The following is a 14,377-nucleotide window of genomic DNA, read 5'->3' as shown; positions in this document are numbered from 1 at the left end:
GCTGGGTTATGACGACTGTTCCGACCGCTTGCCAGCATTGTGGAGTCGAGCCGCGGAAAAATGCCCGATTCTGTGACTACTGCGGCGCTTCGATCACTCGGTTGTCGGGCGCTGAATACAAGCAGGTCACGGTTCTGTTCGCTGACGTGGTCAGGTCCATGGAGATCGCTGGGGCGCTGGGTCCCGAAGGGCTGAGAGAGTTGATGACCGAGTTGGTCGACTCCTGTGGCGCAGTGGTTCGCCGCTATGGCGGTGATCTGAATCAGTTCACCGGTGACGGAATCATGGCCTTGTTCGGCATACCGAATGCTCTCGAGGACCATGCTCGCCGGGCATGTCTGGCCGCCCTGGACATCCAAGCCCAGGCCATGAACATGGACTCGACGGTCTTACGGCGCGCGGGGATGTTGCTGCGCTTGAGGATCGGACTCAACTCCGGCCTCGTCATCGCCGGTGATGTCGGCTCGGCTCCGATCGCCTACACGGCCATGGGGGGCCACGTGGGGATGGCGCAGCGCATGGAGTCTGTCGCTGGACCCGGCGGCGTCATGCTCAGCGAGTCGACTGCCCGACTCGTCGAAGGCGATTTTCACCTCGGTCCCCGAGAGCTCGCGCGCATCAAGGGCTCCGACCAACCGGTTCCCGTCCACCGACTCCTGTCTGCGGTGGTAGAACGTGAAATCACCCGACGACGTTCGCGCCTCGTCGGGAGAATGTCCGAGAACCGTTGTATCGCAGGCGTTCTCGACGACGCGCGCGAACGACTCGGTGCCGTCGTCACAGTGCAGGGGGCGCCGGGCGTCGGCAAGACCCGGCTGGTCCAGGAATCGATGAGCGCCGCGACGCAGCGCGGATTCGATGTCTTCTTCACCTACTGTGAGTCGCACGCACGCGAGATCTCGTTCAATGTGATCTCGCGTCTGCTGCGAGCAGTTTTCGCAATCGGTGGCGTCGAACCGACTGCGGCGCGATCGATGGTTCGTGCGGACATCGACGATGCCGACGACCAGGATCTGTTGCTGCTGTACGACATGCTCGGAATCGGCGAGACGGACATGCCGCTACCCGACGTGAGCCCCGATGCGCGGCGGCGACGGCTCATCGACTTGATGAGCAAGATCTCGCTGGCCAGGTCACGACCCACTGCCTATGTGATCGAAGACGTTCACTGGATCGATGAGGTCAGCGAATCCATGCTTGCGGAGTTCGGTCGAGCGATCATCCACGCGAAGGCGACGATCCTGATCACGTATCGCCCCGAGTACCGAGGAGCCTTGTCCCGGATCGACGGCGCGACGACGATAGAACTCGCCCCGCTTCCCGATGCGGACACGCAGGAGTTGGTCAGAGAACTGCTCGGTGCGGATCCCTCGGTCAACGGACTGGTGGCGGTCGTCGTGGAGCGTGCGGCGGGAATCCCGTTCTTCGCCGAGGAGATCATCCGCGATCTTGCGGAGCGGGGCGAGATCGCGGGAACCTCGGGCAACTACGTCTGCGACCGGGAAGTCGACGATGTGCAGGTGCCGGCCACGCTGCAAGCCGCTATCGGTGCCCGGATCGATCGGCTCGACGCGACTGCCAAGCGCACGCTCAACGCCGCGGCGGTGATGGGTGTGCGGTTCCGCGCGGATCTGGTTGAGCACCTCGTGGGCAGTGCCGACTGGAAACCGCTGGTCGAAGGTCAGCTCGTCGATGTGCTTCATGGTGCGGGCGATGGCGCGTATGCCTTCCACCATCCCCTCACGCAGAAGGTGGCATACGAGTCGCAGCTCAAGTCGGCGCGCGCAGAACTGCACCGACGTGCGGCGTTCATCATCGAACAGACGGATGCCGCAGCCACCGGTGAAGGCGCCGCCGCGATAGCCACCCAGTACGAGTCGGCCGGCGCCTGGAAAGATGCATACACGTGGTCGATGCGCGCCGCGGAATGGTTCGGAACGCGCGACATCCGAGCCTCGCGCGGCGCTTGGGAGCAGGCTGCGCGGATTGCCCACAAATTGCCGAACGGTCACGCAGGTGCTCTGGCGATGAGGATCGAGACTCGGGCACTGTTGTGTGGCACAGTTTTCCGCGTAGGAGGCGATCCCGAATCCACGGGATTCGAGGAGTTACGCAGCCTGACGTCGCAGGCGAACGACAAGCGGTCGCTGGCCGTGGGAATGGCGGGCTATCTCAACACTCTCACCTTCAACTCGCGCCACCAGGAGTCCGCAAAGACGGCGTCCGAACTCGCCACATTGCTCGAGTCGATCGGCGATCCGACGATGACCGTCGGCCTTCTCTACGGCGCAGCACAGGCCAAGTGGGAAGCCGGGCAAGCGATTGAGAGCCGACGGCTGGCGCAGCGCATCATCGACCTGGCTGACGGCGATCTCGAGATGGGCAATCTGGTGCTCGGTTCCCCGCTTGCGTGGGCGACCTCGCTGCGGGGAGTGTCATCGATGGTGTTGGGTCAGCCTGGGTGGCGCACCGATATACAGCGCGGGATCGAAATGGCTCGATCGTTCGACGCAGCCACGCGGATCGTGACACAGCTGTACAGGTTTTCTGGCGCCGTCGTGCACGGTGCAGTACTTCCCGATTCGAGCGACATGTCCATGACGGAGGAGTCTGTGGAGGTCGCGAAGCAGTCGGGTGATAATGCCGCACTTGCCTTCTCGTACATGAATCGGGCAATGTGTCTGCTACACACGCCCGAGAACCATGGTTCGGTCGGGATCGAGGCGCTGCAGACGGCGCGCGAACTGATAGTGCGCGATAGGCTGACTTTCACGTTGCGTCGGCTTTCCGATATCGAACTGGCGCGTGAGCGTCTCGAGGCGGACGATCCTGATGGGGCGCTTGACCTCGCCAAGGGCGTGCTTGACGAGCAGTTCACCAGCGGCGAGATGGCGTACCGTGGTCCTGCCACGTCGGTGGTCGTCGAAGCGTTGCTGCGTCGCGGCAAGCGGCACGATCTCGAGATGGCTCGAGGAGCGATCGAACGATTGTCGACGGTGCCGACGGATGTCGGATTCGTTCTGCATCGCCTTCCTGTTCTTCGGCTGCGGGCGCTGCTGGCGAGACAGACGGGAGCAGAGGACGAGTACCGGGATCATGTGTCTCGCTATCGGCTGATGTCGGCCGCGTGTGGCTTCGACGGTCACATCGCCGAGGCCGCCCGAATGCTCTAGGGCATCCCGCCGTCGGCGCGGACGATCGACCCGGTGGTGAAGCTCGACGCGTCCGACATCAGAAACACTGCGGCGCCGACGATCTCGCTGGGCTGACCGGCGCGCTGCAGCGCGAAATGCCGGAAGGGGTTGTCTCCGGACAGGTTCCACGCCGTGCTGATATCGGTGAGGAACGGGCCGGGCATCAGCGTGTTGACGCGCACCGTCGGACCGAACGCCTTGGCGAGTCCCTCGGTCATCGCGTTCAGCCCCGCCTTCGATGCGGCGTAGGGGAGGAACGACGGGTCCGGTCGCAGCGAGCCATGCGTGCTGACGTTGATGATCGAGCCGCCGCCGGCGGCCACCATGCGCTCACCGACCAGAGCCGACAACCGGAACGGGCCCTTGAGATTCAGATTCATCACCGCGTCGAACAGCTTCTCGGTGACGTCGCCGAGCGTGCCGTAGAGCGGGGACATGCCGGCGTTGTTGACCAGCACGTCGACCCGGCCGAATCGGTCGTAGGCGGCGTCGACCAGGCCGTCGAGCTCGTTCCACCGGCCCACGTGCACCGCGTACGGCAACGCGGCCCGGCCGGTCTCGGCGGCGATCTCCTCGGCGGTGGCCACGCATGCGTCGTACTTGCGGCTGGCGATGACGACGTCGGCGCCACACCGCGCCGCCGCGAACGCCATCTCCCGCCCCAGACCGCGGCTGCCGCCGGTGACCAGCACCACCCGGTCGGTGAGATCGAACAGCGAATCGGCATAACCTGACACGCGCCCTATGGTGGCACGGTGCAACTGCTTCTGGTCCGACATGCGCTACCACTGCGCAGCGAGCCCGGGGAGGGCTCGGATCCCCGACTGTCCGACGAAGGTGCTGCGCAGGCGGCGCGGCTGCCCGATGCGCTGGCCCGCTTCCCGATCACCCGGTTGGTGAGCAGCCCGCAGGTGCGGGCCATCGAGACGGGCCGGCCGCTGGCCGACAAGCTCGGATTGCCGATCGAGGTGGACGACCGGCTCGCCGAGTACGACCGCGACCTCCCGCACTACATCCCGATCGAGCAGATCGCGAAGGAGAACCCGCAGGAGTTGCAGCGGCTGATCGACGGCCATCTCCCGAGCGGCGTGGACGAGGACGCGTTCCGCGCCCGCATCACCGCCGGCATCGACGACCTCGTGCAGGCGGCCGACCACGACGACACGGTCGCGGTCTTCAGCCACGGCGGTGTGATCAACGTGCTGCTGCACGCGATCCTGGGCACCGAACGGCTGCTGTCGTTCCACGTCGACTACGCATCGGTGACGCGGCTGCTGTCCTCGCGCACCGGGCGACTCTCGGTCGCGAGCGTCAACGGCACCGAACACGTATGGGACTTATTGCCCCGGAACCAGCGGTGGTAGACAAGTTCCCGTGACTGACCTCGAGGGCTTGGATCTGGCCGCACTGGACCGGCATCTGCGCGAGGCCGACGTGCCACGGGACGGAGAACTGCGGGCCGAGCTCGTCTCCGGCGGCCGGTCGAACCTGACGTTCCTCGTCTTCGACGATGCGTCGAAGTGGGTGCTGCGGCGGCCGCCGCTGCACGGGCTGACCCCGTCGGCGCACGACATGGCCCGCGAGTACCGGGTGGTCGCGGCGCTGGCCGACACCGCGGTGCCGGTCGCCCGCGCGGTGACGATGCGCAACGACGACTCCGTGCTCGGTGCGCCGTTCCAGATGGTCGAGTACGTGCCGGGCCGGGTGGTGCGCCACACCGGCCAGCTCGAGGCGCTCGGCGGCAGGGACACCATCGAGGCGTGCGTCGACGCGCTGATCGGGGTGCTGGCCGACCTGCACGCCGTCGACCCCGATGCCGTCGGACTCGGTGACTTCGGCAAGCCCACCGGGTACCTGGAGCGCCAGGTGCGGCGGTGGGGCTCGCAGTGGGAACTGGTCAAGCGCCCGGACGACCCGTGCGATGCGGACGTCAAGCGGCTGCACGCCAAGCTCGCCGAGGCGGTCCCCGCGCACAGCCGGTCGGCCATCGTGCACGGCGACTACCGCATCGACAACACGATCCTCGACGCCGACGATCCGACCCGGGTGGTGGCGGTGCTGGACTGGGAGATGTCCACGCTCGGCGACCCGATCAGCGATGCGGCGCTGATGTGCGTGTACCGGCATCCCACGTTCCATTACGTGCACGCCGACGCGGCGTGGGCGTCGGAGCTGATCCCGGACCCGGATGCGCTGGCTGAGAAGTACGCCCGCGCCGCCGGGCAGGATCTGCACGACTGGGACTTCTACATGGCGCTGGCCTACTTCAAGCTCGCGATCATCGGCGCGGGCATCGCCTACCGCTCCCGCGAGGCCGGGGTGACCGACGAGACGGACAAGGTCGGTGAGGCCGTCCCTCCGTTGATCGCTGCAGGGTTGGCTGAGCTGGCCTAGGCTGGGGTTTCGTCGCAGCTCACCCTGGGTAGAGAAGCGCGTGCCCCAAACGATCGCCCCGCCCGCTCACCATCGCGACCCGACAAGAAGGCCCACCGCCATGAAACGTGATGTCGGCGCGGAGCTGGACGTGGAGATCACTGCGCCCACGACGCTCGAATTCCAGATCGCCGTCGCCCCGCAGTCGGGCGTCGAGGTCACCGAATCCCTGTCATTCGTGTTGGACGGCAAGGAGATTCCCTCGGCTGACATCAAGGAGATCGCGGGTGAACACGGCAACCGCATCCACACGCTCGAGGTCGCGAAGGGCAATCTGAAGGTCAGCTACTCGGCCAGCGTAATCGGGCAGGCGGACCCGCCGCCGCTGCGCGACATCGATTTCTCGACCTATCTGCGGCCCAGCCGGTACGCCGAGGCGGACAAGTTCTTCGGTTTCGCCGCGACGGAGTTCGGTGATCTTGCCGACACTGCCACGATCCTCGAGAAGGTGTCCTCCTGGGTCGGGTCCCGGCTCAACTACGTCCCCGGCTCCAGTGATCCGATCGACGGAGCGGCGGACACGCTGCTCGCCGGTGAAGGTGTCTGCCGCGATTACGCGCATCTCGTGGTCGCGCTGCTGCGGGCGGTAAACGTGCCCGCGCGGCTGGTGTCGGTGTACGCGCCGGGGTGCCAGCCCATGGACTTCCACGCCGTGGCCGAGGCGTTCGTCGACGGTCAGTGGCGGGTGGTCGACGCCACCCTGCTGGCGCCGCGCCAGTCCCTGGTCCGCATCGCCACCGGACGCGACGCCGCGGACACCGCCTGGCTCGACAACCACAAGGGCGCGATCACCGTGAACAACATGACCGTCACCGCGACGGTCGACGGCGATCTGCCGCGCGACTCGATCGACCAGTTGGTGTCGATCCAGTGAGACGGCTAGACACCGCCCTTGAGGTTCTTCTTCGCCGCGCGGCGTAGCTGGAAGATGCGTACCGCGCCGACGGCGACCGTCAGCAGTCCGCCGGCCACCGCCGCGAACAGGATGGCCACCCCCAGCGGCAGGCTCCACTGCCAGCCGAGGAACTGGAACGCTGCCGACTCGGTGTTCTGCGCGATGAAGATCAGCAGCACGATGAGGATCAGGAAGCCGAGCGTCAGCGCCGACCACAGCGCTGCGGCGCGGGTGCGGTGGACAGCCGACTTCGCCGGGGGCACGGTCCCCGCCGCCGGGGTGGCGGGCGCGTCGAACGGCGGCGGCGGCGGTGGTGACGGCTCGGCCGACGCGAAGGGGTCGCTGGACATGGCTCCATCTTTGCCCTTTGCGGCTTCGAATGAAACATGCAGGGTGATCGCGTTAGGGTCACGAAAGTTTCCGCGACCTGGAAAGGACGTCCGGCGTGACTAGCTCCCGAAAGCCAGCCCGAAAGTTCCGAGGGTTCCGATGGCGCGCTGTGCTGGTGCTCGTCATGGCGGTGACGGTGGCGGCCTGCGGCAGCTCCAATCCGCTCGGCGGCGGCGAAGTCTCCGGTGATCTGAAGTCGATCAAGGTGGGGTCGGCGGATTTCACCGAGTCGAAGATCATCGCCGAGATCTACGCCCAGGCACTCGAGGCCAACGGCTTCACGGTGTCGCGTCAGTTCGGGATCGGCAGCCGCGAGACCTACATCCCCGCGGTGCAGGACCACTCGATCGACCTGATCCCCGAGTACACCGGCAACCTGCTGCAGTACTTCGACGCCAAGAGCGCGGCGACCACCCCTGACGCCGTGCTGCTCGCACTGTTCAAGGCCCTGCCCGGTGACCTGTCGATCCTCACTCCGGCCCCCGCGGAGGACAAGGACACCCTCGCGGTGTCCGAGGCGACCGCGCAGCGCTGGAATCTGAAGTCCATCGCCGATCTCGCACAGCATTCTGCCGAGGTGAAAGTCGGTGCGCCGTCGGAGTTCCAGACCCGCCAGACCGGGTTGGTCGGACTCAAGGAGAAGTACGGTCTGGACATCCCGCCGGCCAACTTCGTCGCCATCAGCGACGGTGGCGGCCCGGCGACGGTGCAGGCGCTCACCGGCGGCACGGTGACCGCGGCCAACATCTTCTCCACGTCGCCGGCGATCGAGCAGAGCAAGCTGGTGGTTCTCGAAGACCCGAAGAACGTGTTCCTGGCGGCGAACGTGGTCCCGTTGGTCGCGTCGCAGAAGATGTCGAGCGACCTCAAGACGGTGCTCGACGCGGTCAGCGCCAAGCTCACCACCGAAGCGCTGATTCAGATGAACACCGCGGTGGAGGGCAACCAGGGCATCGACCCCGACGAAGCGGCGGGAAAGTGGATCGCCGACAACGGCTTCGACAAGCCCGTACAGAAATAGGCAGCCGTGATCACCTTCACCAACGTCACGAAGAAGTACCCGGACGGCACCGTCGCGGTCGACGACCTCACGCTGGAGGTGCCCGAGGGCACGCTCACCGTGTTCGTCGGGCCGTCGGGCTGTGGCAAGACGACCTCGATGCGGATGATCAATCGGATGATCGAGCCGACCTCGGGGACGCTGACGGTCAACGGCGAGGACGTCACCAAGGTCGACCCCGTCAAGCTGCGGCTGGGGATGGGTTACGTGATCCAGAGTGCCGGCCTGATGCCGCATCTGCGGGTGGTCGACAACGTCGCGACCGTCCCGGTGCTGCGCGGCGAATCCCGGCGCACCGCACGCAAATCCGCGCTCGCGGTGCTCGAGCGGGTGGGCCTGGACCCGGCGTTGGCCAACCGCTACCCGGCGCAGCTGTCCGGCGGGCAGCAGCAGCGCGTCGGGGTGGCGCGGGCGTTGGCCGCCGACCCGCCCATTCTGTTGATGGACGAACCCTTCAGCGCCGTCGATCCCGTGGTCCGCGACGATCTGCAGGCCGAGATCCTGCGTCTGCAAAGCGAATTGCGTAAGACGATCGTGTTCGTCACCCACGACATCGACGAGGCGATCAAACTCGGCGACCGGGTCGCGGTGTTCGGCCGCGGCGGTGTCCTGCAGCAGTACGACGCCCCCGCCCGGCTGCTGTCCAATCCCGCCAACGACGACGTCGCGGGCTTCGTCGGCGCCGACCGCGGCTACCGGGGGCTGCAGTTCTTCCACGCCACCGGCCTTCCGCTGCACGAGATCCGCCATGTCGGGGAACCCGAGATCGACGCCCTGTCGCTGGCGCCCGGCGACTGGGTGCTGGTCACCCGGCCGGACGGCACCCCCTACGCATGGATCAATGCCGAGGGTGTCGAGTTGCACCGGTCGGGAAGTTCGCTCTACGACAGCACGATCGCCGGCGGCTCGCTGTTCCGGCCGGACGGCACCCTGCGGCTCGCGCTGGACGCGGCGCTGTCCTCCCCGGCCGGACTCGGAGTCGCCGTCGACGGGGGCGGCCAGGTGATCGGCGGGGTGCGGGCCGACGACGTGCTCGAGGCGCTGGACAGCCAGCGCACCGCCCAGCAAGGCGGTTCCGGCGGGGCAGGAGCGCAGCGACTCGGGGGAGAAGAGTCAGCGTAATGCGGTATCTGTTCACCCACCTCGACGACCTGTGGGCGCTGACGGTCATTCATCTGAGGCTCTCGCTGATCCCGATCGTGCTGGGGTTGGTGATCGCGGTGCCGCTGGGCGCGCTCGTGCAGCGCACCACGGCGCTGCGCCGTCTCACAACGGTGACGGCGAGCATCATCTTCACGATCCCATCCCTGGCCCTGTTCGTGGTGCTGCCGCTGATCATCCCCACCCGGATCCTCGACGAGGCCAACGTCATCGTCGCGCTGACGCTGTACACGGTCGCGCTGCTCGTGCGCGCCGTGCCCGAAGCGCTGGACGCGGTGTCGCCCGCAGTGCTCGACGCCGCCACCGCCGTCGGCTACAAACCGCTCACCCGGATGCTGAAAGTCGAACTGCCGCTTGCTGTTCCGGTGCTCATCGCCAGTCTGCGGGTGGTGGCCGTCACCAACATCTCGATGGTGTCGGTGGGCTCGGTGATCGGCATCGGCGGTCTGGGCACCTGGTTCACCGAGGGCTATCAGTCCAACAAGAGCGACCAGATCGTGGCCGGCATCATCGCGATCTTCGTGCTGGCCATCGTCATCGACACGCTGATCATGCTGGCCGGTAAGGCACTCACACCCTGGACCAGGGCGCAACGCGGATCCGCGGCGAAGAAGGGGGTGCCCGCGTGAACTTCCTGCAGCAGGCGCTGTCGTTCATCTTCACCGCGGCCAACTGGGGTGGCCCGGCCGGGCTGGGCACCCGCATTCTGGAACACCTGCAGTACACCGCCGTCGCCACGTTGTTCTCCGCGCTGATCGCGATCCCGATCGGAATGCTGATCGGGCACACCGGCCGCGGCACCTTCCTCGTCGTCACCGGGGTCAACGCGCTGCGGGCGCTGCCGACGCTGGGGGTGCTGCTGCTCGGCGTGCTGCTGTGGGGACTCGGGCTGGTGCCGCCGACCGTGGCGCTGATGCTGCTCGGCATCCCACCGCTGTTGGCCGGCACGTACGCCGGCATCGCCAACGTCGACCGGGCGGTGGTCGACGCGGCCCGGTCCATGGGGATGACGGAGTCGCGGATCCTGCTGCGCGTCGAGACACCCAACGCGATGCCGCTGATCCTGGGCGGACTGCGCACCGCGACACTGCAGATCGTCGCGACGGCGACCGTGGCGGCCTACGCCAGCCTGGGCGGGCTGGGCCGTTATCTGATCGACGGCATCAAGGTGCGCGAGTTCCACATCGCCTTGGTAGGCGCGCTGATGGTGACCGCGCTGGCGCTGATCCTGGATGCGGCGCTGGCCTTTGCGGTCTGGGCGTCGGTGCCCGGCAGCGGGCGGCTGCGGGGCAACCGTTCGATGCCGCAGCCGCTCCTCTCCGACGAAGTGGCACTCGAATCGCAGCCCAGTTCGGGAGCCCGCCACGGACGAGGCAGAGCGTCGCCTACGGTAGAGCCATGAGTGAAGCCGATCGCTCTGATGCGACCTCCTTCCCTGCCGTGCTGACCTGGCGGGCGCCCGACGAACCGCGGATGGAGTCGGTGCGCGTGCAACTCTCGGGCAAACGCATCAAGGCGTACGGCCGGGTGGTTGCGGCTGCCGCTGCCGCGCACCCCGCCTTCAGCGCCTCCTATGACCTCGTCACCGACGAGGTCGGCGCGACCAAGCGATTGTCGATGACCGTCACACTGGCCGAGCGCGAGCGGCAGCTCTCGATCGCCCGGGACGAAGAGAACATGTGGCTGGTGCAGGAACACACCGGGCAGACCAGCCGCTCGGCGTACGAGGGTGCGCTGGACGTCGACGTGATCTTCAGCCCGTTCTTCAACGCGCTGCCCATCCGTCGCACCGGCGTGATGCCCGGCAGCGGTGAGTCGGTCACCGTGCCCGTGGTCTACCTGCGGGTGCCCGACCTGTCGGTCGACGTGGCACACATCAGCTACTCCGCCTCCGACGACGGCATCAAGCTGCATTCACCCGTCGCGCAGACCACCGTCACGGTCGACGCGAACGGCTTCATCCGCGACTATCCCGGGTTGGCAGAGCGGATCTGATCACCCCGCCGGCCCGTCCGGCGGCGGCCAGTTCGTCGCGCCAGCCCTGCGCGCCGACCGCGATCCCGACGATCTCGGGCCGGCTGAAGCTGTCGTAGCGCACCCGGGCCGAATGCCCGGCCTCCACGAGCCCGGCCACCGACCTGTGGTGGGCCAGCTGGTCGCGGGCGTCGGTGAGCAGCCGCAGACTCTCGTCGAGGACGGGCAGCAGTTCGTCGGCGTTGGCCTCGCACATCGCGCGCACCAGGTTCGGCGCCGTTGCCGCGACCCGGGTGCCGTCGCGGAAGGAGCCCGCCGCCAGCGCAAACGCCAGCGGGACCTGCCCGGCGGTGGCGGCCAGCGCCTCGGCGAACAGGTGGGGCAGATGCGAGATCGTCGCGGCCGCCCGGTCGTGTTCGTCCGAGCGCGCGGGCACGACGAACGCGTGGCAGTCCAGCGCCAGCGCAGTCACCTCTGTCCAGACCTCCGGGTCGACGTGGTCGTCGACGCTGACCACCCACGGCGCATCGACGAAGAGCCGGGCGTCCCCGGCCGTCCAACCGGACTGCGCGGTGCCCGTCATCGGGTGGCCCCCGACGAACCGGTCGAGCAGTCCGGCCCGGCCGACCTCCTCGAGGACGGCGCCCTTGACGCTCGTGACGTCGGTCAGCGGGCAGAGCGGGGCGGTGGAGCGGACGTGCGCCAGCATCAGGCCCAGGGCCGGTACAGGCACCGCCAGGACGATCAGGGCGCCGGTCTCGGCCGCCCGCGTCAGCGCCTCGTCGAGACGGGTGGTGGCGTCGTATCCGTCGAAGCGGGCGGCCTCGACGCCCTCGACCGACCGGTTGTAGCCGAACACGTCGCGCCCGGCGGCGTGCGCCGCCCGCATCAGCGAGCCGCCGATCAACCCGAGACCGACGACGCAGACCGGTGTCTTCCTCACCCGTTCAGGTTGGCATATGACATGGTCAAGGCCATGGCAGGGGACTACGGTTACCTCTCATGGCAGCGCAGCGTGCACAGGCTCAGGAGCGGTCGGCGGATGTCCCGGACGGCTTCGCGGTGGCGGTGGTGCGCGAGGACGGCACCTGGCGGTGCACCGCGTTGCGGCCCGACGCGCTGACCAGCCTGTCGGCCGCCGAAACCGAGCTGCGTGAACTCCGCAGTGCCGGAGCGGTTTTCGGACTTCTGGACATCGACGACGAATTCTTCGTGATCGTCCGGCCCGCCCCGTCGGGCACCCGGCTGCTGCTCTCGGACGCGACGGCCGCACTGGACTACGACATCGCGGCCGAGGTACTCGAGAAGCTCGACGCCGACTTCGACGAGGAGGAGCTGGAGAGCGCCGACCCGTTCGAGGAGGGCGATCTGGGCGTGCTGTCCGACATCGGGCTGCCCGAGGCGGTGCTCGGCGTGATCCTCGACGAGAGCGACGACCTGTACGCCGACGAGCAGGTGGGCCGCATCGCCCGCGAGATGGGCTTCGCCGACGAGTTGGCCGCGGTGCTCGATCGATTGGGCCGGTGACCGACGAGGACCTGATCCGCGCCGCCCTGGCGGCCGCCGCCACCGCGGGACCCCGCGACGTGCCGATCGGTGCGGTGGTGGTCGCCGCGGACGGGACCGTGCTGGCGCGGGCGGCCAATGCCCGCGAGGAACTCGGCGATCCGACCGCGCACGCGGAGATGCTGGCGCTGCGCGCGGCCGCTGTGGTGCTGGGCGACGGCTGGCGGCTGGAGGGCGCGACGCTGGCGGTGACGGTGGAGCCGTGCACCATGTGCGCGGGCGCGCTGGTGATGGCGCGGGTGGCTCGCGTCGTGTTCGGGGCGTGGGAACCCAAGACCGGCGCGGTCGGCTCGCTGTGGGACGTGGTCCGCGATCGCCGGCTGACGCACCGGCCGCAGGTCCGCGGCGGAGTGTTGGCCGAGCTGTGCGCGGCGCCGCTGGAGGAGTTCTTCGCACGACAGCGCTGAGCGGGGCCGGCGCCGAACGTGCACTTCTTTCACGGATCCTGCCCGGAATCGTGCTGAAGTTGCACGCTCGACGGCCGGTTTGGGTCATGAGCCCTCGCTCGGTAAGCTGCCACACGGTGGCGTGTCCGAGCGGCCTAAGGAGCACGCCTCGAAAGCGTGTGACGGGTAACCCCCGTCCGAGGGTTCAAATCCCTCCGCCACCGCCAGAACCGCCCTCCTGTTCGCGCAGGCAAGGGCGGTTTTGTCGTCACTGCCGCTGCGGGCCGCCCAGCGCGGCCTCCCGGTCCGCAGGCGAGAACGCGGCGTCCTCGCCGCCGCGTGTCCGTCGCACCATCTCCCTCGCTGACGCCATCACGGCGACCGTGGATTCGTAGTGGGAGTCGTCGTAGGTGATCGAGTCGCCCGCGCTGAACCCCATCCGGGCGCCCACCTCGACCGCGTCGATGTTGGCGCCGATGAAGAGGAACTTCCACTGCCACTGATCCCGTTGGGTGGTGATCAGATACTTCACCGCCTGCCAGGTCCATTCGTGGCTGGCGTTCTCCATGCCGTCGGTCATGATCACGCAGATGACGTGACCCGGCCGCTGATCCTCGGGGAGTGCGGCGAGGTGAGCGCCGACCTCGGTGACGAAGCGCCCGACCGCGTCGAGCAGGGCCGTCATCCCGCGCGGACGCACGACCAGGTCGGGAACCGTCTCGATCGGGGTCGGGGGATAGACGACCTCGTAGTCGGTGTCGAACTGAGCGAGCGTCATCTGGCACTGCCCGGGCAGCAGGCGTTGCTCGTTGATCAGTTCCCGCCAGCCGTCCTCGGTGGCCTCCTTGGAGGTTTCCATGGAGCCGGAGCGATCCAGCAGTGCAGCGATCAGGGTCTTGTCGGGGTCGGTCATCGAACGCCTCTCATGCGGAAGTGATGAATGTCCGGCGTTCGTGTGCGGACCGACGGCGCGCAAGCCGTGTGTCGCCACCGGCGTCGAGGGGTCGGTGCCGACCTCGGCGTGGGATGGCCGGGCGTCTCTCGCGGAGCCCGAACCCCCCCAATTATAGCCTCTGATCAGCAGTTTTGGCATGCAGAACAGCCCGCCACCCCAGCGGGGTGACGGGCTGACCGCAGAAGTCTTCTACTTCTTGAAGGCGTCCTTCACGTTCTCGACCGCGTCCTTGAGGCTGGACTTGGCCTGGTCCGCCTTGCCCTCGTTCTCGGTGCTCTTGTCACCGGTCACCTTGCCGAGACCCTCCTTGGCCTTGCCGCCGAGGTCTTCGATCTTGTTGCTGGCCTTGTCGTCGGCGCCCAT

16 protein-coding genes and 1 tRNA gene are annotated in these 14,377 nt (G+C 67.7%); 12 read left to right on the top strand and 5 right to left on the bottom strand.

The window, feature by feature from the left end; genetic code table 11:
• Nucleotides 1-8: 8 nt before the first annotated feature.
• Nucleotides 9-3,173, top strand: a complete 3,165-nt coding sequence (locus MCHUDSM44219_RS20560; RefSeq protein WP_082162299.1) for an adenylate/guanylate cyclase domain-containing protein — start codon at nt 9-11, stop codon at nt 3,171-3,173.
• Here the strand turns inward: MCHUDSM44219_RS20560 and MCHUDSM44219_RS20555 are convergent.
• Nucleotides 3,170-3,973 carry an SDR family NAD(P)-dependent oxidoreductase gene (locus MCHUDSM44219_RS20555; protein ID WP_048420102.1) on the bottom strand — a complete coding sequence of 268 codons (804 nt, stop codon included), beginning with the start codon at nt 3,971-3,973 and terminating at the stop codon, nt 3,170-3,172. The two genes, MCHUDSM44219_RS20560 and MCHUDSM44219_RS20555, sit on opposite strands and share 4 nt — an antisense overlap.
• On the opposite strand from MCHUDSM44219_RS20555, the gene MCHUDSM44219_RS20550 reads away from it, so the two are divergent.
• The 3 genes from MCHUDSM44219_RS20550 (at nt 3,950) to MCHUDSM44219_RS20540 (ending at nt 6,501) form a co-directional block, all read left to right on the top strand.
• Complete coding sequence (locus MCHUDSM44219_RS20550; RefSeq protein ID WP_048420138.1) at nt 3,950-4,558, top strand: histidine phosphatase family protein; 609 nt, start codon at nt 3,950-3,952, stop codon at nt 4,556-4,558. The genes MCHUDSM44219_RS20555 and MCHUDSM44219_RS20550 overlap by 24 nt on opposite strands.
• 10 nt (nt 4,559-4,568) lie before the next feature.
• Nucleotides 4,569-5,588 (top strand): phosphotransferase family protein, encoded by a 1,020-nt coding sequence (locus MCHUDSM44219_RS20545; protein WP_048420101.1) that lies wholly within the window; start codon nt 4,569-4,571, stop codon nt 5,586-5,588.
• 100 nt (nt 5,589-5,688) lie between these two features.
• Nucleotides 5,689-6,501, top strand: a complete 813-nt coding sequence (locus MCHUDSM44219_RS20540; protein WP_048420100.1) for a transglutaminase-like domain-containing protein — start codon at nt 5,689-5,691, stop codon at nt 6,499-6,501.
• Nucleotides 6,502-6,506: 5 nt separating this feature from the next.
• Here MCHUDSM44219_RS20540 and MCHUDSM44219_RS20535 read toward each other — a convergent pair whose 3' ends face one another.
• The gene (locus MCHUDSM44219_RS20535) at nt 6,507-6,872 is read right to left on the bottom strand and encodes a LapA family protein (protein ID WP_048420099.1); all 366 of its coding nucleotides are present in this window, start codon (nt 6,870-6,872) and stop codon (nt 6,507-6,509) included.
• A 164-nt stretch (nt 6,873-7,036) separates the two neighbouring features.
• Here MCHUDSM44219_RS20535 and MCHUDSM44219_RS20530 point away from each other — a divergent pair, with 164 nt between their 5' ends.
• The 5 genes from MCHUDSM44219_RS20530 to MCHUDSM44219_RS20510 are packed head-to-tail and all read left to right on the top strand — an operon-like array spanning nt 7,037 to nt 11,128.
• Nucleotides 7,037-7,933 (top strand): ABC transporter substrate-binding protein, encoded by an 897-nt coding sequence (locus tag MCHUDSM44219_RS20530; RefSeq protein ID WP_048420137.1) that lies wholly within the window; start codon nt 7,037-7,039, stop codon nt 7,931-7,933.
• A gap of 6 nt (nt 7,934-7,939) precedes the next feature.
• The gene (locus tag MCHUDSM44219_RS20525) at nt 7,940-9,094 is read left to right on the top strand and encodes an ABC transporter ATP-binding protein (protein WP_048420098.1); all 1,155 of its coding nucleotides are present in this window, start codon (nt 7,940-7,942) and stop codon (nt 9,092-9,094) included.
• On the top strand, nt 9,094-9,762 hold the full coding sequence (locus tag MCHUDSM44219_RS20520) for an ABC transporter permease (protein WP_048420097.1): 669 nt from the start codon (nt 9,094-9,096) through the stop codon (nt 9,760-9,762). Before MCHUDSM44219_RS20525 ends, MCHUDSM44219_RS20520 begins: the two co-directional genes overlap by 1 nt.
• Entirely contained in the window at nt 9,759-10,535 is a 777-nt protein-coding gene (locus MCHUDSM44219_RS20515; RefSeq protein ID WP_048420096.1) for an ABC transporter permease, read from the top strand. Before MCHUDSM44219_RS20520 ends, MCHUDSM44219_RS20515 begins: the two co-directional genes overlap by 4 nt.
• On the top strand, nt 10,532-11,128 hold the full coding sequence (locus tag MCHUDSM44219_RS20510; protein ID WP_048420095.1) for a putative glycolipid-binding domain-containing protein: 597 nt from the start codon (nt 10,532-10,534) through the stop codon (nt 11,126-11,128). Before MCHUDSM44219_RS20515 ends, MCHUDSM44219_RS20510 begins: the two co-directional genes overlap by 4 nt.
• Here the strand turns inward: MCHUDSM44219_RS20510 and MCHUDSM44219_RS20505 are convergent.
• Nucleotides 11,091-11,996 carry a prephenate dehydrogenase gene (locus MCHUDSM44219_RS20505; RefSeq protein ID WP_048420136.1) on the bottom strand — a complete coding sequence of 302 codons (906 nt, stop codon included), beginning with the start codon at nt 11,994-11,996 and terminating at the stop codon, nt 11,091-11,093. The genes MCHUDSM44219_RS20510 and MCHUDSM44219_RS20505 overlap by 38 nt on opposite strands.
• A 113-nt stretch (nt 11,997-12,109) precedes the next feature.
• Here MCHUDSM44219_RS20505 and MCHUDSM44219_RS20500 point away from each other — a divergent pair, with 113 nt between their 5' ends.
• The 3 genes from MCHUDSM44219_RS20500 (at nt 12,110) to MCHUDSM44219_RS20490 (ending at nt 13,286) form a co-directional block, all read left to right on the top strand.
• On the top strand, nt 12,110-12,634 hold the full coding sequence (locus MCHUDSM44219_RS20500) for a tRNA adenosine deaminase-associated protein (RefSeq protein WP_048420094.1): 525 nt from the start codon (nt 12,110-12,112) through the stop codon (nt 12,632-12,634).
• A complete protein-coding gene (locus MCHUDSM44219_RS20495) occupies nt 12,631-13,080 on the top strand; it encodes a nucleoside deaminase (protein WP_048420093.1) in 450 nt (149 codons plus the stop codon). Before MCHUDSM44219_RS20500 ends, MCHUDSM44219_RS20495 begins: the two co-directional genes overlap by 4 nt.
• Nucleotides 13,081-13,195: 115 nt before the next feature.
• Nucleotides 13,196-13,286: transfer RNA gene (locus MCHUDSM44219_RS20490), tRNA-Ser, on the top strand.
• A 41-nt stretch (nt 13,287-13,327) separates the two neighbouring features.
• Here MCHUDSM44219_RS20490 and MCHUDSM44219_RS20485 read toward each other — a convergent pair.
• Both MCHUDSM44219_RS20485 and MCHUDSM44219_RS20480 read right to left on the bottom strand, forming a co-directional pair.
• On the bottom strand, nt 13,328-13,972 hold the full coding sequence (locus MCHUDSM44219_RS20485; RefSeq protein WP_048420092.1) for a vWA domain-containing protein: 645 nt from the start codon (nt 13,970-13,972) through the stop codon (nt 13,328-13,330).
• A 231-nt stretch (nt 13,973-14,203) separates the two neighbouring features.
• Nucleotides 14,204-14,377 (bottom strand): CsbD family protein, encoded by a 174-nt coding sequence (locus tag MCHUDSM44219_RS20480; protein ID WP_043413411.1) that lies wholly within the window; start codon nt 14,375-14,377, stop codon nt 14,204-14,206.

Source organism: Mycolicibacterium chubuense (genome assembly GCF_001044255.1).
Taxonomy (GTDB): domain Bacteria; phylum Actinomycetota; class Actinomycetes; order Mycobacteriales; family Mycobacteriaceae; genus Mycobacterium; species Mycobacterium chubuense.
The sequence above is the reverse complement of the archived record's forward strand: the minus strand, read 5'-3'. Positions and strand labels throughout refer to the sequence as shown.

Coding starts and splice junctions, on each gene's coding strand:
- MCHUDSM44219_RS20560 (WP_082162299.1), top strand. CDS start 9: ATGACGACTGTTCCGACCGCTTGCCAGCATTGTGGAGTCGAGCCGCGG.
- MCHUDSM44219_RS20555 (WP_048420102.1), bottom strand. CDS start 3,973: ATGTCGGACCAGAAGCAGTTGCACCGTGCCACCATAGGGCGCGTGTCA.
- MCHUDSM44219_RS20540 (WP_048420100.1), top strand. CDS start 5,689: ATGAAACGTGATGTCGGCGCGGAGCTGGACGTGGAGATCACTGCGCCC.
- MCHUDSM44219_RS20535 (WP_048420099.1), bottom strand. CDS start 6,872: ATGTCCAGCGACCCCTTCGCGTCGGCCGAGCCGTCACCACCGCCGCCG.
- MCHUDSM44219_RS20530 (WP_048420137.1), top strand. CDS start 7,037: ATGGCGGTGACGGTGGCGGCCTGCGGCAGCTCCAATCCGCTCGGCGGC.
- MCHUDSM44219_RS20520 (WP_048420097.1), top strand. CDS start 9,094: ATGCGGTATCTGTTCACCCACCTCGACGACCTGTGGGCGCTGACGGTC.
- MCHUDSM44219_RS20510 (WP_048420095.1), top strand. CDS start 10,532: ATGAGTGAAGCCGATCGCTCTGATGCGACCTCCTTCCCTGCCGTGCTG.
- MCHUDSM44219_RS20505 (WP_048420136.1), bottom strand. CDS start 11,996: ATGCGGGCGGCGCACGCCGCCGGGCGCGACGTGTTCGGCTACAACCGG.
- MCHUDSM44219_RS20500 (WP_048420094.1), top strand. CDS start 12,110: ATGGCAGCGCAGCGTGCACAGGCTCAGGAGCGGTCGGCGGATGTCCCG.
- MCHUDSM44219_RS20485 (WP_048420092.1), bottom strand. CDS start 13,972: ATGACCGACCCCGACAAGACCCTGATCGCTGCACTGCTGGATCGCTCC.
- MCHUDSM44219_RS20480 (WP_043413411.1), bottom strand. CDS start 14,377: ATGGGCGCCGACGACAAGGCCAGCAACAAGATCGAAGACCTCGGCGGC.